General features: G+C 68.2%; 23 protein-coding genes. 12 read left to right on the top strand and 11 right to left on the bottom strand.

Annotated elements, in window-relative coordinates; translation table 11 throughout:
* Positions 1-297: 297 nt before the first annotated feature.
* From AB0F17_RS18360 to AB0F17_RS18345, 4 genes are all read right to left on the bottom strand, one after another.
* The gene (locus tag AB0F17_RS18360) at positions 298-768 is read right to left on the bottom strand and encodes a hypothetical protein (protein WP_358023952.1); all 471 of its coding nucleotides are present in this window, start codon (positions 766-768) and stop codon (positions 298-300) included.
* Positions 769-908: 140 nt separating this feature from the next.
* On the bottom strand, positions 909-1,340 hold the full coding sequence (locus AB0F17_RS18355) for a cupin domain-containing protein (protein ID WP_358023950.1): 432 nt from the start codon (positions 1,338-1,340) through the stop codon (positions 909-911).
* 9 nt (positions 1,341-1,349) lie between these two features.
* Positions 1,350-1,904 (bottom strand): hypothetical protein, encoded by a 555-nt coding sequence (locus tag AB0F17_RS18350; protein WP_358023947.1) that lies wholly within the window; start codon positions 1,902-1,904, stop codon positions 1,350-1,352.
* A gap of 121 nt (positions 1,905-2,025) precedes the next feature.
* Positions 2,026-2,661: a TetR/AcrR family transcriptional regulator gene (locus AB0F17_RS18345; protein ID WP_358023944.1), complete on the bottom strand. Its 636-nt coding sequence runs from the start codon at positions 2,659-2,661 to the stop codon at positions 2,026-2,028.
* A 114-nt stretch (positions 2,662-2,775) separates the two neighbouring features.
* On the opposite strand from AB0F17_RS18345, the gene AB0F17_RS18340 reads away from it, so the two are divergent.
* The 3 genes from AB0F17_RS18340 (at position 2,776) to AB0F17_RS18330 (ending at position 4,710) form a co-directional block, all read left to right on the top strand.
* On the top strand, positions 2,776-3,183 hold the full coding sequence (locus tag AB0F17_RS18340; protein ID WP_358023941.1) for a Dabb family protein: 408 nt from the start codon (positions 2,776-2,778) through the stop codon (positions 3,181-3,183).
* Between the two features lie 97 nt (positions 3,184-3,280).
* A complete protein-coding gene (locus tag AB0F17_RS18335; RefSeq protein WP_358023938.1) occupies positions 3,281-4,501 on the top strand; it encodes a cytochrome P450 in 1,221 nt (406 codons plus the stop codon).
* Between the two features lie 14 nt (positions 4,502-4,515).
* Positions 4,516-4,710, top strand: coding sequence for a ferredoxin (locus AB0F17_RS18330; RefSeq protein ID WP_358023935.1), 195 nt, complete (start codon positions 4,516-4,518; stop codon positions 4,708-4,710).
* A 2-nt stretch (positions 4,711-4,712) separates the two neighbouring features.
* Here AB0F17_RS18330 and AB0F17_RS18325 read toward each other — a convergent pair whose 3' ends face one another.
* Positions 4,713-5,369, bottom strand: a complete 657-nt coding sequence (locus tag AB0F17_RS18325; protein WP_358023932.1) for a helix-turn-helix domain-containing protein — start codon at positions 5,367-5,369, stop codon at positions 4,713-4,715.
* Between the two features lie 199 nt (positions 5,370-5,568).
* On the opposite strand from AB0F17_RS18325, the gene AB0F17_RS18320 reads away from it, so the two are divergent.
* The 3 genes from AB0F17_RS18320 (at position 5,569) to AB0F17_RS18310 (ending at position 9,307) form a co-directional block, all read left to right on the top strand.
* Entirely contained in the window at positions 5,569-7,023 is a 1,455-nt protein-coding gene (locus AB0F17_RS18320) for an MFS transporter (protein ID WP_358023929.1), read from the top strand.
* A gap of 60 nt (positions 7,024-7,083) precedes the next feature.
* A complete protein-coding gene (locus AB0F17_RS18315) occupies positions 7,084-7,758 on the top strand; it encodes a helix-turn-helix domain-containing protein (protein WP_358023926.1) in 675 nt (224 codons plus the stop codon).
* A gap of 274 nt (positions 7,759-8,032) precedes the next feature.
* Positions 8,033-9,307 carry an MFS transporter gene (locus AB0F17_RS18310; protein WP_358023922.1) on the top strand — a complete coding sequence of 425 codons (1,275 nt, stop codon included), beginning with the start codon at positions 8,033-8,035 and terminating at the stop codon, positions 9,305-9,307.
* 7 nt (positions 9,308-9,314) lie between these two features.
* On the opposite strand, the gene AB0F17_RS18305 is transcribed toward AB0F17_RS18310, so the two are convergent.
* Together AB0F17_RS18305 and AB0F17_RS18300 are read right to left on the bottom strand one after the other, a co-directional pair.
* Positions 9,315-9,833 carry a hypothetical protein gene (locus tag AB0F17_RS18305; RefSeq protein WP_358023919.1) on the bottom strand — a complete coding sequence of 173 codons (519 nt, stop codon included), beginning with the start codon at positions 9,831-9,833 and terminating at the stop codon, positions 9,315-9,317.
* A gap of 74 nt (positions 9,834-9,907) precedes the next feature.
* Positions 9,908-10,186 carry a hypothetical protein gene (locus tag AB0F17_RS18300; RefSeq protein ID WP_358023916.1) on the bottom strand — a complete coding sequence of 93 codons (279 nt, stop codon included), beginning with the start codon at positions 10,184-10,186 and terminating at the stop codon, positions 9,908-9,910.
* A gap of 28 nt (positions 10,187-10,214) precedes the next feature.
* Between AB0F17_RS18300 and AB0F17_RS18295 the strand changes: the two genes are divergently transcribed.
* Positions 10,215-11,360 carry a hypothetical protein gene (locus AB0F17_RS18295; RefSeq protein WP_358023913.1) on the top strand — a complete coding sequence of 382 codons (1,146 nt, stop codon included), beginning with the start codon at positions 10,215-10,217 and terminating at the stop codon, positions 11,358-11,360.
* Positions 11,361-12,015: 655 nt separating this feature from the next.
* Here the strand turns inward: AB0F17_RS18295 and AB0F17_RS18290 are convergent.
* On the bottom strand, positions 12,016-12,582 hold the full coding sequence (locus tag AB0F17_RS18290; RefSeq protein WP_358023911.1) for a hypothetical protein: 567 nt from the start codon (positions 12,580-12,582) through the stop codon (positions 12,016-12,018).
* A gap of 437 nt (positions 12,583-13,019) precedes the next feature.
* Between AB0F17_RS18290 and AB0F17_RS18285 the strand changes: the two genes are divergently transcribed.
* The 4 genes from AB0F17_RS18285 (at position 13,020) to AB0F17_RS18270 (ending at position 17,104) form a co-directional block, all read left to right on the top strand.
* Complete coding sequence (locus AB0F17_RS18285; protein ID WP_358023908.1) at positions 13,020-13,151, top strand: hypothetical protein; 132 nt, start codon at positions 13,020-13,022, stop codon at positions 13,149-13,151.
* Complete coding sequence (locus AB0F17_RS18280; protein WP_358023906.1) at positions 13,130-14,254, top strand: winged helix DNA-binding domain-containing protein; 1,125 nt, start codon at positions 13,130-13,132, stop codon at positions 14,252-14,254. The genes AB0F17_RS18285 and AB0F17_RS18280 overlap by 22 nt, the downstream gene beginning before the upstream one ends.
* Before the next feature lie 137 nt (positions 14,255-14,391).
* Positions 14,392-15,429, top strand: coding sequence for an LLM class flavin-dependent oxidoreductase (locus AB0F17_RS18275; protein ID WP_358023902.1), 1,038 nt, complete (start codon positions 14,392-14,394; stop codon positions 15,427-15,429).
* A 1,321-nt stretch (positions 15,430-16,750) separates the two neighbouring features.
* Positions 16,751-17,104, top strand: coding sequence for a hypothetical protein (locus AB0F17_RS18270; RefSeq protein WP_358023899.1), 354 nt, complete (start codon positions 16,751-16,753; stop codon positions 17,102-17,104).
* 92 nt (positions 17,105-17,196) lie between these two features.
* Here the strand turns inward: AB0F17_RS18270 and AB0F17_RS18265 are convergent, their stop codons facing one another.
* Positions 17,197-17,496, bottom strand: coding sequence for a hypothetical protein (locus tag AB0F17_RS18265; protein WP_358023897.1), 300 nt, complete (start codon positions 17,494-17,496; stop codon positions 17,197-17,199).
* A 243-nt stretch (positions 17,497-17,739) separates the two neighbouring features.
* The gene (locus tag AB0F17_RS18260; RefSeq protein WP_358024978.1) at positions 17,740-18,024 is read right to left on the bottom strand and encodes a hypothetical protein; all 285 of its coding nucleotides are present in this window, start codon (positions 18,022-18,024) and stop codon (positions 17,740-17,742) included.
* On the opposite strand from AB0F17_RS18260, the gene AB0F17_RS18255 reads away from it, so the two are divergent.
* Complete coding sequence (locus AB0F17_RS18255) at positions 17,945-18,370, top strand: S-4TM family putative pore-forming effector (protein WP_358023895.1); 426 nt, start codon at positions 17,945-17,947, stop codon at positions 18,368-18,370. The genes AB0F17_RS18260 and AB0F17_RS18255 overlap by 80 nt on opposite strands.
* Here the strand turns inward: AB0F17_RS18255 and AB0F17_RS18250 are convergent.
* Positions 18,293-18,518: hypothetical protein (locus tag AB0F17_RS18250; RefSeq protein WP_358024976.1), on the bottom strand; the 226-nt coding region annotated here is incomplete at its 5' end. The genes AB0F17_RS18255 and AB0F17_RS18250 overlap by 78 nt on opposite strands.

The following is an 18,518-nucleotide window of genomic DNA, read 5'->3' as shown; positions in this document are numbered from 1 at the left end:
GTCCGGCGCGATAAACGCTCGGAGCCGGGCACGACGGCACCGGCCTTCACGGCGTTCTGCTCTCGGTGGAATTGCCGGTCGGCGTCGGCTTGGACGCTTCCGTATGTGGAATAAGAGCCGGCCTCTTATCCCGTACGTATCTGCGCCTCTTCGACCAGCGGGAACGCTGGTGGATTTCGCGATCGGCCTGGCGAGTGACGCGCGGCCGCGCGATGTCGTCCACGGCCGGCGGGGCGGCCAGCGACCCCCTGGTGATCGCTGGCTGCCTTTCTCGGAGCGAGCGGTGCGCTGCCGGCGTCAGGAGTGGACGGCGCGGATCTCCGTGACGGTGAACTCGTCGACGATGTGCTGGTTCTGCAGCAGGAACCCGACCATGCCCGCCACCGCCTCCGAACCCAGAGCGGCCCGTATCTCTCCGCTCAGGAGGTAGACCAGGGGAGTCGAGGGCTGGTCGAGCGCGAAGCGGCGGCCATGGCGGTGCACGTCGTGCAGGGCCCTGATCGGGATGGGCCGCGCCGAGGTGAACCACACCGCGACCTCCCACAGCGGCAACGCCGGATCGGCGTCGGCCGAGAGCTCATAGCACGCGACGCACCCGTGCCCGGCGTGCTGCCCGTGCGGGCAGGTCCACTGGGCGATGTCGGCGCGGCTCTGATCGTGGCTGCTCAGGATCGCCGCCTGAGTCACGCGACGGCGCGCCGATCGGGGCGGGTCCCCGGACGAGGGAAAGTAGTCGTTGACGATGATCGGGTCCCTTCGTTCCCACATTCCGATCCAACGAGCCTAGCTCCCACGCGACCCTCCGAGACGGCCCCGCGCCCGGAGCCGCCCAATTGAACAATAGGTATTTATTGTCGGCCGCCTGTACACCTCCCCGGGCTGGTGCCGGCCTTCACCGCATCACCGTCTCAGCCCGTTGAGAGGGGCCGGCGGCTCTCCAGATCGGGGAGGAGCACGGTGCTCTCCTGCTCGCGCGGGTCGGTGCGGGCGAGGACGACTTCGGCGGGCTGGCTGTCGCTGAGGTTCACGGGCATGTGCGGTGTGCTGGCGGGGATGTAGATGAACTCCCCTTGGCGCGCTTCGAGGTAGTGCTGCAGGTTGTCGCCGTACCAGGCGCCTACGGAGCCCTTGATGACGTAGATGGCGGTCTCGTGATGGTCGTGCTTGTGGGCTCGGCCGCTGCCGGAGGGCGGGATGGTCTGCAGGTGCATGCAGATGTTGCGCGCGCCCACGGTCTCGGCGGCGATTCCGGCGAAGAATTGAAGGTGCTGTTTGCCCTCGTACATCAGGGCGGAACGGATGACGCGGCAGTGGCCGTCCGGCTGCGGGGGGTGCTCCATGTCTGCTCCTCAGAGTCGGCCGAAGATCAGGTTGCCGGGTGCGTTCGGGTCGGTGCTGCGGTAGAAGTCGCGCTGTGCGGCGTGGATCTCGCTGATGTCGAGCTGCCCGCTGCCGTCGGTGTCGAGCTGGTCGAACACCTCGCGGCGCTCGTCGTCGGGCAGCGACGAGATGCCGGGGATGACGGCGAACTCCTGGTAGGAGAGCCGGCCGTCACCGTCGGTGTCGCAGACGGTGAGGACGGACTCGGCGATCCGGCCGGCGGTCGCCGCGTAGCCGCTCGTGCGGAACTCCTCGCCGGCGAGGTAGGCGGTGAACTCCGCGCGAGTGAGGCGCCCGTCGCTGTCGCTGTCGGCACTGTGGATCAGGGCGTTCCACATGCTCGCGTAGGCCGCCAGTACATCGCGGCCTTTGGCGGAGTCGGCCGGCTCGCCGAACGCCGCCAGGAATCTCGTGGCCGCGATCTGGAAGTCGTCCCTGGTGAGCACACCGTCGGCGTCGGCGTCGAACAAGGTGAATCGCTTGTCGAATTTCCGGGCGAGAACGTCGGGCACGGCGAAGGACACGACACTCCTCCAATGGGTGGGTGCATGGGCACCCGCACATTAACACTACTTAAAGTTAGCAACAATAACTCTTTGTGATGTACTCTGCCCGGCTTCGGCGGGGGTGCCGGCGAATGGTGGATCAGGCTGTCGCCGGTCCGTATCCGCGCAGGAAGGTATCGACCGCGGACCTGGCCACCGTGCGGATCTCGGCGGCCGGGACCTTGCGGGTGCCCAGGTGCGAACGCGCTTCCATCGGCCCGGTGAGCAGCGCCAGGAGCTGCTCCGCGGCCTGCGCCGGGTCGCACGGGCGCAGGCGGCCGGACAGCGAGAGCCGGGCCAGTCTGTCGGCCAGGGCTTCGCCGAGCCGGTTCGACGTGCGGCTCTGGACGGACTCGACCAGGTCGGGGAAGCGGGCGACCTGGGCGTACGTCAGCCAGCGCAGCGCCCGGGCGCGCTCGCCGCAGCACACCTGGAGCATCCGGTACGACACGTCCTCCAGGGTCGCGCGCAGGTCGTCGCCGGGGTCGCGCAGCCGGTCGGCGACGGCGAGGCTGTCGGCCGACACCGCGTCCGCCGCGGCTGTCAGCGCGTGCCGGAACAGGGTCTCTTTGTCGCTGAGGTGGTTGTACACGGTCGGCTTGGCGACGCCCGCCGCCTCGGCGATCTCCTGCACGCACGCCTGCGAGTAGCCCCGGCGGGCGAAGACGGTGAAGGCGGCGTCCAGTATCGCCTGCCGCTTGTCGATGCGCCCCCGCGAGGCCGTCGCTTCCGTCACACACCCCACCCTACCGTCGCGATGAACTCACGGGTTCATCTTTGTGGACGTGCGTGTATGTTGTCTCATCGGGTCATAAAAGTGAACCCGTGAGTTCAAAAGAGAGAGACGGTCATGATCGTCAACATCCTGCGGTTCAGCTTCAAGGACACGACGACGGAGGACGAGCGGGCCGAGGTCCTCGCGGCGATGAGACGTACGGCGACGGTCGACTCGGCCTCGTTCTCGGCCGTCGGCCAGGATCTCGGTGATCCCGCCGAGGGCTACACCCATGCCTACTGCGTGGGTGTCGCGGACCTGGTGGCGCTGGAGCGGTACATGCACGACCCGGTGCATCTCGAAGGGGACTTCGGGATCATTCCCCGAATCGCGCGGCTCTCGGCGGTTCGCCTGTCGGACGACATGGATCCCGGACTGGGTGGCAAGATCATGGCGATGCATCTCAAGAAGGTCGCGACGTACCCGGAGTGGGCCCGGCTCCTCGACACGATCCCCGACAATCAGATCGCGACCAGCGCCTGAGCCACCGCAAGGCCGGACGGGCTATTTCAAGGAGGTTGCCTTAATAAGGCAGGCGACTTAGGGTGAGTCGGGTCAAGTTCCCGAACTGGAGGACACGATGACTGCTGAGGCGATCCCCGACTTCCCCTTCGATCGGGCCACGGCCCTGGAGCCTCCGTCGGAGCTGGTCGAGCTCCGTGAGCAGTGCCCTGTGGCGCACGTCCGCCTGCCCAGCGGGGACACCGCCACCCTGGTGACCCGGTACGACGACGCCAGGGCGGTGATGGCGGACCCGCGCTTCACCCGCAACCTCGCCAGGGAGGGCGCCGCCCGGCTGTCCACCACGAAGGACGGCGGCCTGTTCAGCCGGCGCAAGATGGGCAGCGAGGACATCAGCGACGGGCAGGGGCACCTGCGGTGGCGGCGGCTGCTCAGCCGCTCGTTCACGGTCCGGCGGATGGAGGTGTGGCGTCCCAGGATCCAGGCGATGACCGACGAACTGCTGGACTCCCTCGTGGCCAAGGGTTCCCCGGGGAACCTGTCGGCCGCGCTGGGGCTGCCGCTTCCGGTGCGCGTCATCTGCGCGCTGGTCGGGGCGCCCAGTGAGGATCAGGACAAGTTCGCCCACTGGTCCCGCACCATGCTGACCCTGACGCGTAACACCCAGGAGGAGGTCGACGAGGCGTACCAGGGCTTCAACGCGTACGTCTCAGACCTGGTCGACCGGAACCGGGCGAACCCGGGAGACGACCTGCTCAGCGAGCTGACGCAGATCTCCGACAGCGAGGACGGCCGCCTCAGCCAGGCCGAGCTCATCGCCACCGTACGCGGGCTGCTGCTCGCCGGGCACGAGACGACCTCGAACATGATCGCGATCATGGTGGCGATGCTGCTCTCCGAGCGCGAGCGCTTCGAGGCGGTCATCGACGACCCCGAGCTGATCCCGGGCACGGTCGAGGAGGTCCTCCGCCTGGACAGCACGCTGTCCGCGATCGGCGGGGTGCCCCGGTTCATCACCGAGGACGTGAACCTGAGCGGCGTGGAGGTGCCCGCGGGGACGACCGTGATCCCCAACACGCCCGCCGCCAACCGGGACCCGCGCAAGTTCCCCGAGCCCGAGCGGTTCGACCCGCGCCGGGAGAACAACCAGCACCTCACCTTCGGCGCTGGACCGCACTTCTGCCTTGGCCAGCCCCTGGCCAGGATGGAACTCCAGGTCGTCCTGGGCACCCTGGCCAGACGGCTGCCGGGCCTGCAACTGCGGGACGCCCCCGAGGACCTTCAGTTGCGTACCGGAGGGATCTCCGGAGGGCTGCAGGACGTCTGGGTCACGTGGTGACCGGGGGATCCGTCATGAAGGTCAGCGCCGATCAGGACCTGTGCTGCGCCAGCGGGCTGTGCGTGATGAAGGCCGACCAGGTCTTCGACCAGCGCGAGGAGGACGGCGTCGTGATCGTGCTGGACGAGGCTCCACCGCTGGATCAACACGAGGCGGTACGCGCCGCCGCCGCGGCGTGTCCCACCTTGGCCATCCAGCTTTCGGAGTGACTTCAGGGCGACTCCGATGTGCTGACCGGGGCCAGCCACAGCCCGGTGATCGCGTCGATCAGCCCGGTCGCGGCGGCGTCCCACGTCGGGTGCGGGGTGACCGTGCCCTCCTGCAGCGCGCGTTCGCGCTCGGCGCACATGTGCACCAGCAGGTGCCGGAGCATGTCGCTGCGTTCGCGTCGTACCTGCTCGGGCAGGGCGGGTACGAGCCGGGAGATCCCGTCGAGGGTCTGCCGCAGCGACGGCGACGTGATCGTTTCGTCGGTGACGAGCTGGCGGAGGGCGGGGTCGGTGGTGATCTGGGCGGCGAACCGGGCGTACCAGGTCGGACTGCCCAGGTCGGCGAGGTGGTCGGTGACGGGACGTACGAGGCAGGCGATCCACTCGTGCAGGCCGGACGCCTCGGTGAGCGTCGCGAGCATCTCGGCGCGTCGCCGCTCCATCGGCGCGGTGTGCCGGCGGACGATCGCGAGCACGACATCGGTCTTCGTGCCGATGTGGTAGCCGACCGCGGAGTTGTTGGCCTGCCCCGCCGCCTCGCTGATCTGCCGGCTGGACACGGCCGCCACGCCGTGCTCGGCGAACAGCCGCTCGGCGGTCGTCAGGAGCAGCTCGCGGGTCTCGCCGCCGCGATCGGGCCTGGTCGTGGTCACTATCACCTTCCCACGGTAGTGGCAGCACCGTAGAGTGACCGCCTCGATTAAGTCAACTGCTTGACTCGATTGAGGCGGTCGCCTTACGGTTATGCTGGCCGCCGCATGATTCCGCAGATCACCGAGTGGACCGCGTGAGCACGGCGAGCAAGGGGGAGTGGTCATAGAGGGCACCCCATACCGCAACGATCGAGACAGGACGTCGATGACGACGGTGGTCCCCGGGACCCAGAAACAGGCGCCAGGCAGCGGCCTGACAGTGGCGGTGCTGGCGTTCGCCGGCATCGTGGTCGCACTCATGCAGACCCTGGTCATACCGCTGATCCCGCAGCTCCCCACGCTGCTGCACGCCTCCCCATCGAACACCTCGTGGGCCATCACCGCCACCCTGCTGGCCGGCGCCGTGGCCACTCCGGTGTTCGGGGGACTGGGTGACATGTACGGCAAGCGGCGCATATTGGTGGCCTGCCTGGGGCTGCTGGTGGTCGGGTCGGTCGTCTGCGCGCTCAGCGACTCGCTGACCCCGATGATCGTGGGCCGGGCCCTTCAGGGCGCGGCGGCCGGTGTCATCCCGCTGGGCATCAGCATCATGCGTGACGAACTACCCGCCGAGAAGCTCGGCTCGGCGATCGGGCTGATGAGTTCCTCGCTGGGCGTGGGCGGCGCGCTCGGTCTGCCCAGCGCCGCGCTCCTCGCGGAGCACATCGGCTGGCATGTGCTGTTCTGGGTCTCGGCGGGGCTCGGTGCCGTGGTCGCCGTTCTGGTGCTGGCCGTGGTGCCGGAGTCGCCGCTTCGCTCCGGTGGCCGCTTCGACGTGCTCGGGGCGGTCGGGTTGTCGGCCGGACTGGTGTGCCTGCTGCTGCCGATCTCCAAGGGCGGCGACTGGGGCTGGACGAGCGGCACCGTTCTGGGGCTGTTCGCCGCCGCCGTGGTCATCCTGCTGCTGTGGGGCCGGTGGGAGCTGCGGTCGCCGCGACCGCTGGTGGACCTGCGGATCACCGTCGGCCGCCGGGTGCTGCTGACGAACCTCGCCTCCGTCATGGCCGGCTTCTCGATGTTCGCGATGTCGCTGGTGCTGCCGCAGGTGCTCGGGATGCCGAAGGCCACGGGATACGGCCTCGGCCAGTCGTTGCTGGTGATCGGCCTGTGCATGGCGCCGGGCGGGCTGGTGATGATGGCCACGGCTCCGTTCGCGGCGCGCCTGTCGGCCGCGCGGGGCCCGAAGGTGTCGCTGATGGCGGGCGCGTTGGTGATCGCCATCGGGTACGGTCTGGGCGTCGTGCTCATCGGCGCGGTCTGGGAGATCATCGTGTTCACCTGCGTCATCAGCGCCGGGGTCGGCATCGCGTACGCCGCGATGCCCGCGCTGATCATGTCGGCGGTCCCCGCGTCGGAGACCGGCGCCGCCAACGGGCTGAACGCCCTCATGCGCTCGATCGGCACCTCCACCTCCAGCGCGGTGATCTCGGTCGTGCTGGCCAACATGGTCACCCCCTTCGGCTCCCACGAACTGCCGTCGCTCAACGGCTTCCGGGTCGCCATGCTCATCGGCTGCGGCGCCGCGCTGGCCGCGTTCCTGATCGCCGCGTTCGTCCCTGGTCGGCGCGATGCGGGTAGCCTGGCCCCGATGGCGGCCGCTGCCGCCTCCAGAGCGCGGTGAACCAGAACAGCGCGGTGCACTAGAACGAGGTCAGGGAACGGTCATGAAGGTCAGTGCGAAATGACACTCTCCGAGACGGCCGCCACGATCTCTCCCCGCTCCGCACTCGCCAGGGACAAGCTGATGCACACCGCGGAGCGGCTCTACGCGGAGCACGGGTTCGCGAACGTGTCGATCAGGAAGATCGGCGAGGAGGCGGGCCAGCGCAACAAGTCGGTGGTGCAGTATCACTTCAGCACCCGCGACGAACTCATCCACGCGATCCTGGCCCGCCACATGGCCGCCATCGAGAAGCACCGCATCTCGATGGTGGCCGCGCTCGGCGAGCCGGACGAGCTGTCCCTCCGGGACTGGATCACCTGCGTCGTCCAGCCGAGCATCGAACATCACATCGACCTGGGCACGCCGTCCTGGTACGGCCGCTTCCTCGCGCAGACCGTGGTGGAGCCGACCCTGCGCGAGTACACGATCCGGGCGCATCTGAACACCCCCTCGTTCCGCCGCCTCGAAGAGATCGGTTACCCGTACCGGCCGGACAAGGATCGCGAGCTGGTCGTCCAGCAGGGCGCGATGATCCGGCAGCTCATCGTGCACATGAGCGCCGAGCTGGAAGCCGACCTGGCGAGCGGCCGAGCCGACCACACCGCCGCGGAGTGGTCCTGGCGCCGGCTGGGCGACAACCTGATCACGGCCATCTACGGGCTCAGCTCCTCCTTGCTGGGAGACCGCCACTGAGTCTCGGGCATGGGCGGTGAATTGCCTTGTCCGCCACGACGGCAAGCGGTTAGGCTCCGTACAGCGAATGATCCTTTTGAGGAGCTGAGATGCCCGGTCAACCGAGCACGCGCTGACGTTCTAGGTCATTCCCGACCTGTCACCGCGTGCTGCACCCTGCGGCACAGCGAGCCTTCCCTGCCCAGGTCCTGTGGGACGGGCACCGTTCTCAAGGACACCCTGTGCCGTTCGTTTCTCCTGCCGTGCTCGCGCGCCCGCCAGTGCGAGGCCGTTAATGAAGGCATCCGAGCCGCCTCCGGCAAGCCTGTGGCATGACCGTGACTTCCGCAGGCTCTGGATAGGCCAGACCGCCTCCCAACTCGGAGCTCAGGCCGGCCAGGTCGTCCTGCCGCTCATCGCCGTGATCGCGCTCGGTGCCGGCACCCAGCAGGTCGGCATCCTCCGCGCCGTCCAGCAGGCGCCGATCCTGCTGCTCTCGCTCTTCGTCGGCGCCTGGGTGGACCGCCGGCGCTCGCGCGACGTGATGGTGCTGGCCGACGTCGGCCGGACCGTGGTGCTGGTGGTCGTGCCCGTGGCCCATCTCCTCGGCCTGCTCGACATGCCGCTGCTTGTCCTGGTCGCCTTCCTCGTCGGTGTTCTGAGTGTGTACTTCGACGTGGCCTACCAGGCCTCCCTCGTACGACTGGTGAGACGCGGCCGGCTCGCCCAGGGCAACAGCGCGCTGGAAGGCAGCAGGTCCGCCGCGCAGATCGCCGGTCCCGCGCTCGGTGGCGCGCTGGTCTCGCTCCTCACCGCGCCGATCGCCATCCTGGCGAGCGCGTTCTTCTTCGCCTTGTCCTTTCTGTCGATCCGGCGGATTCGCCGTCCCGAGTCGATGCCCGGTCCCGCTGTACGGCGGGTCCGCATGTGGCGGCAGATCCACGAGGGTCTGCACCTCATCGTCAGCAACCCCTTGTTGCGCGCCGTGGGGATCTCCTCGGCCCTCTTCCAGTTCTCCTTCGCCGCCCTGATGACCATCTACCTGCTCTTCCTGCCGCGCACGCTGCACCTGCCGGGCGCCGCTGTCGGGCTCGTGCTGGCGGCGATGGGTCCGGGCGCGCTGGTGGGTTCGCTGCTGTCGGCCAGGCTGCCGACGCGATACGGCTACGGCGTCGTGCTGGTGTCCGCCGCGCTGCTCGCCGATGGCGTGATGCTCTGCGTCCCCGCGCTACGCGGCTCCTCCGCCGGCACGATCGCCGCGCTCATGGCGGTCAACCTGCTGTTCGGCGTCTTCAGCCAACTGGTCGATGTCACCATCACGACGGTACGCCAGGCCATCACCCCCATCCCGATCCAGGGCCGGGTCGTCGCGACGATCAACTTCGTCGGCATGGGCCTGACTCCGCTCGGTTCCCTGCTCGGTGGCTATCTGGCCGGCGCGCTGGGGCTGCGCACGAGTCTGTTGGTGACCGCCGTCACGCTGGCACTCTCTCCCCTGTTCATGGCCCAGTCCCCCCTCGCCCGCCTGGGAAAGGACCTTCCCGGTATTGCGGGCGACCCCGACGGCTGATTCCGGGTCAGCTCGCGCTGCGCCAGTAGGCGAGTTGGTCGCTCGTGCTCTTGACCACCCGTGGCGCGGACTCACGCTGCGGCCAGATCTGCAGCAGATAGCGGTCGACGACAACGTCCGTCGAGGTGTCCGCTGCCGCGCCCTCGTCCATGTTCGCGGCGTGATAGCGCAACCGGTACCACCCCGGCCCCGAGGGCAGCTCGGGCAGATCGTGAACCCTTTCGCCTGCCCACTCGCACAGAGCGACCTGTCCGGCCTCGGACCGGAAGCTGATCTCCACGATGTCGTCGTACTCGTCGGTGTCCGCTCCCGGGTCGTGGTCGGCCACGGTCACCGAGAAGCCGACCGTGCCCGTGTGCAGCCCCGTTATCAGGAGGGCGTGCCCGTCCTCCACGCGGATGATCCCGACGGGGTGCTCGGGGTGGTCATCGGGAAAGGACCCTATGTTGCCGCCGGTGTCGTCGACGAGGTAGGCCTGCCGGTAGTGGACGTGGAGGCCGAACGACACGGTCCGCGTGGTGGTCATGGTCGGCAGCTTAAGATCATGAACTGACATTTCCGGCCGGCGCGAGGTGTCATGGACGTCAGATCCCAAGAGTGTCAGGCTGCGGCCCGTAGGTGTTCGTGCGCCCACTCTTCGAAGGTCGTGAGCGGGATACCGAGGGCCCGCGCGTACTCCGGGCGGGCAGGCCGGCCGCCACCGTGCGCCGGCACTTTCCCACCCGCCAAGCGCTGCTGGAGGCGGTTCTTCCGCGAACGGGTCGAGACCCTGTGCGCCCACGCCCGTGACCTGCCCGCCGCGCTCTCGCGCCGGGCCGCGCTGCTGGAGTGGCTGAGCGCCGTCACCGCGGACGCCGCATCCATCCGAGGGCTGGCCATCGCACTGATCCGAGAGACCGGCCCCGACGTGGCGCATGAGCACTGCTGCACGGCGCAACTCACCGAGGCGGGCGACCCACTGGTGCCAGGCCGCCACATCCGTGGGTCAACATCATCGGCTCGCGACAGGCCTAACGATCATCGTTATCCTTCGACGATGGCATTCCATTACCGATCGCTTGGCATGGCAACGCTCACGACAGCTGCTTTGCTCACCACACCCTCGATCGCGCAGGCGCACGAAGCGCCCACAGCTGCGGAGGATCGAGTCTTACGGGTCTACAACAACAACATCGAGAACCTGGTGAGAAACAACGCCGACGGCACGTGCACCCGAATCTCAGGCCCTGACCACCTCACGTCGATGCTCGTCGACGACAACGGCAAGACGGGCACCTCTGACGTGAAGGCTCCCGACCTCCTGATCGTGCAACAGGTGCGTGGTACTGGACAGGCCACGGCATACGCCGACCAGCTCGGGGCCAAGTTCGGCTATCCGGCGGGCACCTACAAGGCGCTCGTGGCCTGGGACGACCCCGAGGAGTGGGGCGGTTCGCACAAGTGCAGCCAGCAGGCGCTCGGCGACCTGAAGAAGAAGCAGACCAACGGGATCATCTACAACACCAGAACGCTGAGCCTCGCGGCGGGCGACGTCTCCAAGTACTGGAGCGCGGGCTGGTTGAAGCCCGGAACACCGTACAACGGCGGGGCCGGGTGCACGCTGTACAAGCCGCCGGACAGCGACGACGGCGCCACCAGCGAATACAAATGGAAGCGCACCAGCGCTCTCGCGGCGAGGTTCACGATCAAGGCAACGGGGACGACCGTCTTCGCCGCGACCATTCACCTCCCGGAACAGAACGGGGGGAACGCCTGCGCGGGCGCGGGCTACACGGGCATCGCCAACTCCGGCATCCACGTCGGCACGGACGCCACGAGCTTGATGAACGCGTCAACGATCCGCGTGATCGGGAGCGACGCGAATCGCACGAACATCGCCTCCACAACGCTCGGCGGTTTCGGCATGACCGGCTATGGAGCAAAGGCGACCAACGGGTCCAGGAAGATCGACTACCTCTTCGTCAAGGGCGCCGTGCGGCCGTCGAGCATTGATCACACGGTCGCCAGTACGAAGTCAAACCATCTCGCGCTGTACGGGTTCATCGAGTTCTGAACCCACCGCGCCAGTAAACGCTGGATCAGGCCAGATCGTCCCAGGGGCTGGTGGAGCTGAGGCGAAGAAGCGGAGCAGCGCCCCAGGAGCCGAGGAGCAGTCCAGTGGCGTTCCCCCGTGCGCGGGACGGGATCCGCCAGACGTCCGAGAGCTCAGGTGAGATGGAACCGCAGCACGCGAGCTTCCCACACCGGTGTGTCCCCTCGCCGGTCGCCTGACGGTAGCCGTCGAGCATGGCCAGGACGCCGGTGAGGGGCACCTCGGCGAAGTCGACTTGGTCCGTGCGATGCGCAGGACCAGGTCGACTCCGAGTGATCCATTGAGACACGTCACGTTGGATGAGGCGGAAGTGACTACGAAGCGGGGACCGGTGTTTGCGCCATCGAAGATGACAGTTTCCAGCCGAAGATCAACTGTCGCGAACGTGTTCCGAGGGTGTCTTCAAGGCCCTCTCGATCTTCGGCGTTGACGACGCCGGCTTCTCGTTGCGTGGGCGTGGGTCTGCGTGTCGCGATGCCAGGGCTTAAGAGACGAGCTTTCCCTGCCGTGAAGGAAACTGCTCTGGGCCGGGATGTCGGTCCAGAGCAGTCAGGCGAGTGCGGAGAGGAGATTCGAGGTTCAGGGGGTTATCGGGGGCCGCCGAGTCGCGGTGGGGCTAGTCGGCGATCCTGGCGTATTGGTAGCGGGTCTGGCCGTTCTCGTCTCCGGCGTGCTGGCGGCCGACCATGACCTCGTAGCCGCCCCCCTTGGAGTGGCTGTTGCTTTCCCTCTGGGCTTCGGTCCAGCGGTAGGAGGTCAGTTCGACGGTCCGTCCCCATGCGCTCAGGGAGGCGGTGGCGTAGCGTGTGCTCCCGTTCTCATCACCGGAATGCTGTCGGCCGATCAGGGCCTCGTTGGGCGGGGCGGAGAAGAACGAGTTGCTCTCCCTCTGGGAGTCGCTCCAGTTGGGCGCGCTCACCTGGACGAGTTGCCCGTCGATGAGGATGAGGCCGCAGTAGTAGGTGGTGTTGCCGTTCTCGTCGCCGTTGTGGGCGCGGCCGAGCAGGATCTGATTGGTCGGGCAGGTCACGGGGATGCCGGCCGATTCCTTCACCGTCTGGGTGTAGCCGTCGATGATGATGATTTCCGCTGCGTGGGCGGGATTGGCTGGCGAGATTCCGGCGAGGGTCAGGGTGAGGAGCGTGCCGGTGAGGACGGCGCGGGTCGGGCGGTTCTTTCGCATGCGGTCTCCGGTGCCAGTGCTGCCAGGCCATGGCAACATTACTTATAGTGACGATATGATTACACTATGTAGTCATGGCTTTGGCAATCCCGGCTGGCAACCCAGATCATCATTCGGAGGGGAAGAGATCCTCTCACCGCAGGGATGCCCGGACGCCTGCGGTGGTCTGCCAGGGACGAATGCCTTCGCCGGCCAGGAGCAGTGCGGCCTCGGGTAGGTCCAGGTTTTCGACGGTTTCGGGTGGGTGCAGGTGGTGGGGCGCGCCTGGTTCCCAGAGGGCGTACTGACGTAGATGACCGGCACCCGGTTGCCGAGGTAGATGGCCTCTGGGAGTGATAGTTGGCCTCGGGGTCGCCTGGGGGCAAAAGGCACAGGGTGCGAAGCCGGAGGCGGCAGGTACGGTGGTCCCCACGAGCCGGCCCGTGGGGAGAATCCGCATGACCAGCGATCAGCTCGCCGGCGAGATCATGGACGTCCTACCCCGTCGACACCGGCCTGCCCGCCCGGGGCCGGAGCCGGCCGGCGTGCTCGACGAGGTCGTCCAGGCGTGGGCCGGCGGGCAGCCGTGACGTTGGACGGGCTTGAGCTGGCCCATCGCCGCACCAGCGCCGTCGGCCTGGGCGGCGCGCCGCCGGCCCCGTTCGCCGGCGCCGCCGAGGTGGTCGGCTGGTTCGGCGCGCTGCAGTCGCAGGACTACCACCCGGCGAAGTGGGCGGTCGCCCAGCGGCTCGGCCCCGGCGTCACCGACGTGGACCTCGATCGCGCGTTCAACGACGAGGTCATCCTGCGCACGCACGTGCTGCGTCCGACGTGGCACTTCGTGGCCCCAGCCGACCTACGCTGGCTGCTGGAGCTGACGGCGCCGCGGGTGCACGTGCTCAACGCCTATGCCTACCGGCGGGGCGAGCTCGACGGCCCGCTGCTGCGCCGCACCACGGACCTGATCGCCGACGCCGTCGCCGGCGCGAACCACCTGACCCGCACCGAGATCGCGGCATTGCTCGCCCGGCACGGCATCATCGCGGAGCGGTTCCGGCTCGGCTACATCCTCATCCACGCCGAACTGGAGCGGGTGATCTGCAGCGGCCCGCTGCGGGGAAGGCAGCACACGTACGCGCTGCTCGACGAGCGGGTCCCGCGGGCGGCGAGCCTGGAGCGCGAGGCGGCGCTGGCCGAGCTGGTCCGCCGGTTCTTCACCAGCCACGGTCCGGCGACGGCGAAGGACCTGGCGTGGTGGTCCAGCCTCACGCGCGCCGACATCGCCACCGGGCTGTCACTCGCCGGCGACGCGCTGGAGAGCACCGACGTCGACGGCGTCACCTACTGGTTCGCGCAGGGGGACGCCCCCGCGCCGGCCGGGTGCCCATCGGTGCGGCTGCTGCAGGCGTACGACGAGTACATCGTCGGCTACAGGCAGAGCAGGCACCTGCTCGACCTCGGCGGCCTGGTGGCAGCGGCACCGGACAAGCTCGCCCTGCCGAACGGCGTCATCGTGGTCGACACGCAGGTGGCCGGCCGCTGGAGACGCACGGTCCGGGCCGACGCCGTCGTGCTCGAAGCGGCGCTGTACCGGCCGTTCGGCGCCGCCGAGACCGCCGCGCTGCAGGCCGCGGCCGACGAACTGGGCGTGTTCCTGGGCGCACGCGCTGTCGTCTCGGTGAGCCTGCTGTGAGCTTGGCCCCGGGCGGCTGGCCGCGACTGATCCGTCTGGGGTCCGACGAACGAGTGATCTCGTCGTCCTGGCTGGTTCATGAGGAGCAGGATCATCGCATCCACGGTCCCGAACGTCCATCAACCGGCGGAGGCATCATGCGCAAAGGCATTGTGGTCACGGCACAACCCGGTGTGGAGGAACTGGCCGCGCAGGCCGAGGAGTTGGGCTTCAGCAGCTTCTGGGTCTACGACACACCCATGCTCCACGGCGATCCGTTCGTAGCGCTGGGCTTGTGCGCGAAGGTCACCAGCCGTATCAAGCTCGGCGTCGGCGTGACCTCACCGGCGTTGCGGTCGATACCGGCCGCGGCGAGCGCGTTCGCCAGCCTCAACGCGCTGGCGCCAGGCCGGATCATCTGTGGCGTCGGCACCGGCAACACCGCCCGGCGCACCGTGGGAATGCCGCCAGCCACGACGGCTGAACTCGAGAGGTTCACCGCCGGGCTGCAGGACTTGTGCGCCGGAGGCACCGTCGAGTACCGCGAGGGTGACCAGGTCCGCAACATCCGGCTCCTGCATGCCGGGCAGCACGTGAACACCACCGACCCCATCGAGTTCCTGGTGGCCGCGACCGGTCTGAAGGCCGCCGCCGTCGCCGGCCGTCGCGGCACCGGCATCATCTCCTTCGGCCTCCTGGATCCTGCGGCCTGGAGCGCGTTCCACCACACTCGCCAGCAGGCCGCGGGCGCGCCTCGTGACGTCGACTCCTACGCCATGACCTCGCTGCACGTGCTCGACGAGGGCGAGGACCCCTACGGCGACGCGGTCCGGGACGCGACGGGTCACATCGTCATGTCGCTGTTGACCTTCGCCGCCGATGCACCCGCGTTCGCCGAAGGGCTCGGCGTCGAGGAACGCGACGCGGTGCGGTCACTCCTCGACCGGCGGGGCACCACGACCGTCGCGCCGGACCGGCACACCGCGCTCTACCCCCACTATCTGGGGCGCATCGCGCCGGCAGATCGGGACCTGATCCTGCCGTCGCTGATCGACGCGCTGGCCCTGGTCGGAACGCGGGACGACCTTCTCGCTCGCATCGCCACCCTGGAACAAGCCGGGGTCAACGAGATCGTCATTCAGCCGGTGATCGATCCATCGACGGAGATGGCCGAGCTCGCGAAGCTGACCACCTGAGCCGTTCGCCGACGGGCTCGCCTGTGGCCATCTATGGCGCCCAGAGGCCATCTACCGATCTCAGTGTGGCTGTGCACGATAGTTGGCCTCTGGGCACGATAGTTGGCCACAACGCTGGGCCTCGATACTGACCGGTGCGACCCCCAGCTATAGATGGCGGTCCCCAGGTCTTGTTGGCGGCTGGACGTCGACCGCTCTGGCGAGCGAGGCGCGAGATAGCATCACAGGCGAAGATCTCTTCGTGGACCACGTCATCGACCTCGATCAGGCTGCCGCCGAGATCACTGCACGCCTCCCCGCCTGGACTGCACGCGGGCTCAGCCCTGGACCGATCACCTGGCGAGATGAGACTGCACCCTGGCCTCAGCCGTTGGAGACCGACCGTGCTCTCGTCGCCGACCCGGACTCGATCGGCGTGCGCGTCCGTAGCGCCGACGAATGGGCCGAGGTGCAGATCGTCCTGTATCGCGGCGGCTGGGCAGACCTCGATGCACTGGCCAACGCTGAGGTCGCCACTGAATGCCGCAAATCACCACCCTGGAGAAGTTCGGTGCTCTCCTCGACTCCGCCACCACGCGCTTCCTCGACACCGGCTGGCCAACGGCCACCTGAGGGCAAGATCATGTCTGGAACCGTCAAGAGGACCTGGGAACTCCCGCCAACTATGTCTGGGAATCCAGGAGAACCCGCTGCTCGGCCATCTCCCAGCCGCCATCTATAACTGGGGGTCGCAACCGGTGCGACGCCCAGCCGTAGGTGGCGGACACGCCGTTGGCCTGCCTGGCCAGATGCGTGCTCTTCCCAGTTGTAGAGGCCTCCGAGGAGGCCGGTTCCGGTCCGCGTCCAGCTCTGACGACAGACCGGCGCCTGGCCCCCGGCCGGCCGCACCCGGTCGGGCCAGGCCGGCAAGCGATCACATGATGAGCATGAGCTTGCCGCCCGGCCGGCGGGACTGGCTGAGCTCGGCCGCCTCCTGGATCTGGTCGAGGGTGTAGGTGCGGGCGACCGATACGACCAGGACCCTTCGCCGGCCAGCCGGGCGAACTCGCCCAGCAGGTCGAAACGCAGGCCGATCTGGGCGATCCGGACGCCCAACCCGGCCGCGGCGGCGAAGTCCGAGACGGTGAGGACGCGGTCGGGGTCCCCGGCCAGCTCGATCAGGGCCGGCAGCGGGCCGCCGACGAGGGTCCGCTGAGTCCAGCGCGAAGAGGAGCAGCGCCCACCCCGCCCACCGCTCCGGGACCGGTCCCCGAGGAATGGGCGCACACTGGGCGCGTTCAGGACGTTCCGTCCCATCCGCAAGCGGAACTCAAGGAAGATCATGTCTGCCACGATCAGGACCGCCGCCCTGGCGGTGGCCGCGTCCCTCGCTCTCGTCCCCGCCGTCGCTCCCGCCGCCTTCGCCGCCGCCAAGCCCAACCTGCGTGCCTGCTACGACGGCAACTGCAAGATCACCATTACCAAGAAGGTCTCGTTCCCAGTCGACCCCAGCTTCGGCATCACCAGGCTGACCCTTTCCTTCAAGGCCGGCCGCGTCTACGTGAAGGACAGCGGGCCGGGCGTGCGAGGCTCGGGATACTTCGACGAAGGCGGATCGAGCACGATCAACGGCATTCTTATCTACGACCTGTCGGTGTCCAAGAAGAAGGCGGTGCTGGTGCTGGCGACGGGCTGAGACGCCCCGTGCCCCGGTGACCGTCCGGCTGGAACGTCCGGGGCCGTCCGTTCGTCATCTGAGAGGTGCGGACGCGCGGGCGATGGAGGCGCCTACCAGGTCGGGCAGGCCGCACTCCACGCGCTGGCCCAGGTGCTCGGCTTCCTCGGCTCGGCCAAGGGCGCGCCTCCACCTGGGACCTTTTGGGAGGTGGCCTGATCGCCGACGCAGTCGAGCACAACCGGCTGCGCTCCGCTGACGAGGCCGCCTGGCACGCCCAGCGGGCCCTGGACGTCTTCTCCCGCGAACTCGCCGACATCGGCGTCTCCGCACGCGTCCGGCTGCCGGAAGTGGACGCGCGGTGGTTCGTCGACACGTTCTTCGACAACATCATCACCGATGTGATGAAGCACCAGCGCACCGAGAACACCCGCGCCGAGGTCGAGCGGACGTTCCGATGGATCAAGGACATGGCGGTGCACCTGCGGCACCGAGACGCCGTTGTCCAGGCAACGATCGCAGCTGCTGGCCGGGCGGGAGGAATTGCTGCGCGGCTGAGGCGTCGAAGCGGGCGCCTTGGTATTCGGACGGGGCGGAGCTTCCTGGAGCCGGGAGACGTCTGCGGCCCGGCCGCAGACGCCCTGTTCACCTACGGTTCAGGGGATGTAGATGAGGAAGTAGTAGCCGGCCTGACGGTACCGGTCGCCTTCGTACCAGCGGCAGGGGGCGAGCCCGGTGTACTGGCCGTTCTCGGCGGCGTCCAGGAGGCCCACTTTGCAGTCGTCCATGGTCGCGTAGTGGCTGGAGTAATACCAGTCCGGCGGCAGCGGCGCCAGGACGTGCCTTTCGGCCGAGGCGGACGTGGGTGCGGCGCCGACCAGGACGGTGGCGCCCAGAGCTGTCGCGAGCAGGGCTGCGGCGGATAAATCACGGATCTTCACGGAGGCTCCTCGGCGGTCGGGGTGGGAGGACACCTTCAGATCAGCACTGATCGCCGGGAGTGGGAAGCCCTCCGTTTTCCATATCCCGGTCGTATGGCCCCCTGATCGGGGCTGCTCCGGCGCCTACGGCACCACCATCCTGCTCGTCGGCCTCGCCTGGTTCGCCATCGGTGTCACCATCGCGATCGTCGGGGAACTGACCCTGACCGAGTACCTCATCAAAATTTTCCTGCCGAGTTCGCCCGCGTTCCTGGATTCCATCGAACTTTCACGAGAGCACTGGCGTCACGCGGTTGCCCGAGAACAGATCGAAAACGACATCCATGACCTGTGGGATCGCTACTGAAGCGATCCGGCATCCCTTGTCGGCGTACGGGTTCCAGTGCAGAGCCAGGTACAGGTAAACGTGCAGAGTTGAACGGCGTGTCCGCTGTGTCTGCAGGGTGGTGATCTTGGAGTCTGCCGAGTGTTGGTGATCTTCACTTGGCGGGGTG

This window comes from Nonomuraea sp. NPDC026600, from assembly GCF_040638335.1.
In the GTDB taxonomy this organism is placed as follows: Bacteria; Actinomycetota; Actinomycetes; order Streptosporangiales; family Streptosporangiaceae; genus Nonomuraea.
The sequence above is the reverse complement of the archived record's forward strand: the minus strand, read 5'-3'. Positions and strand labels throughout refer to the sequence as shown.

Excerpts from the sequence above, each read along its gene's own strand:
- AB0F17_RS18335 (WP_358023938.1), top strand. The coding sequence starts at position 3,281 with ATGACTGCTGAGGCGATCCCCGACTTCCCCTTCGATCGGGCCACGGCC.
- AB0F17_RS18305 (WP_358023919.1), bottom strand. The coding sequence starts at position 9,833 with ATGACCACCACGCGGACCGTGTCGTTCGGCCTCCACGTCCACTACCGG.
- AB0F17_RS18315 (WP_358023926.1), top strand. The coding sequence starts at position 7,084 with ATGACACTCTCCGAGACGGCCGCCACGATCTCTCCCCGCTCCGCACTC.
- AB0F17_RS18290 (WP_358023911.1), bottom strand. The coding sequence starts at position 12,582 with ATGCGAAAGAACCGCCCGACCCGCGCCGTCCTCACCGGCACGCTCCTC.
- AB0F17_RS18330 (WP_358023935.1), top strand. The coding sequence starts at position 4,516 with ATGAAGGTCAGCGCCGATCAGGACCTGTGCTGCGCCAGCGGGCTGTGC.
- AB0F17_RS18270 (WP_358023899.1), top strand. The coding sequence starts at position 16,751 with ATGTCTGCCACGATCAGGACCGCCGCCCTGGCGGTGGCCGCGTCCCTC.
- AB0F17_RS18275 (WP_358023902.1), top strand. The coding sequence starts at position 14,392 with ATGCGCAAAGGCATTGTGGTCACGGCACAACCCGGTGTGGAGGAACTG.
- AB0F17_RS18360 (WP_358023952.1), bottom strand. The coding sequence starts at position 768 with ATGTGGGAACGAAGGGACCCGATCATCGTCAACGACTACTTTCCCTCG.
- AB0F17_RS18310 (WP_358023922.1), top strand. The coding sequence starts at position 8,033 with ATGAAGGCATCCGAGCCGCCTCCGGCAAGCCTGTGGCATGACCGTGAC.
- AB0F17_RS18320 (WP_358023929.1), top strand. The coding sequence starts at position 5,569 with ATGACGACGGTGGTCCCCGGGACCCAGAAACAGGCGCCAGGCAGCGGC.
- AB0F17_RS18340 (WP_358023941.1), top strand. The coding sequence starts at position 2,776 with ATGATCGTCAACATCCTGCGGTTCAGCTTCAAGGACACGACGACGGAG.
- AB0F17_RS18285 (WP_358023908.1), top strand. The coding sequence starts at position 13,020 with ATGACCAGCGATCAGCTCGCCGGCGAGATCATGGACGTCCTACCCCGT.
- AB0F17_RS18300 (WP_358023916.1), bottom strand. The coding sequence starts at position 10,186 with ATGGCCAGCCCTCGGATGGATGCGGCGTCCGCGGTGACGGCGCTCAGC.
- AB0F17_RS18355 (WP_358023950.1), bottom strand. The coding sequence starts at position 1,340 with ATGGAGCACCCCCCGCAGCCGGACGGCCACTGCCGCGTCATCCGTTCC.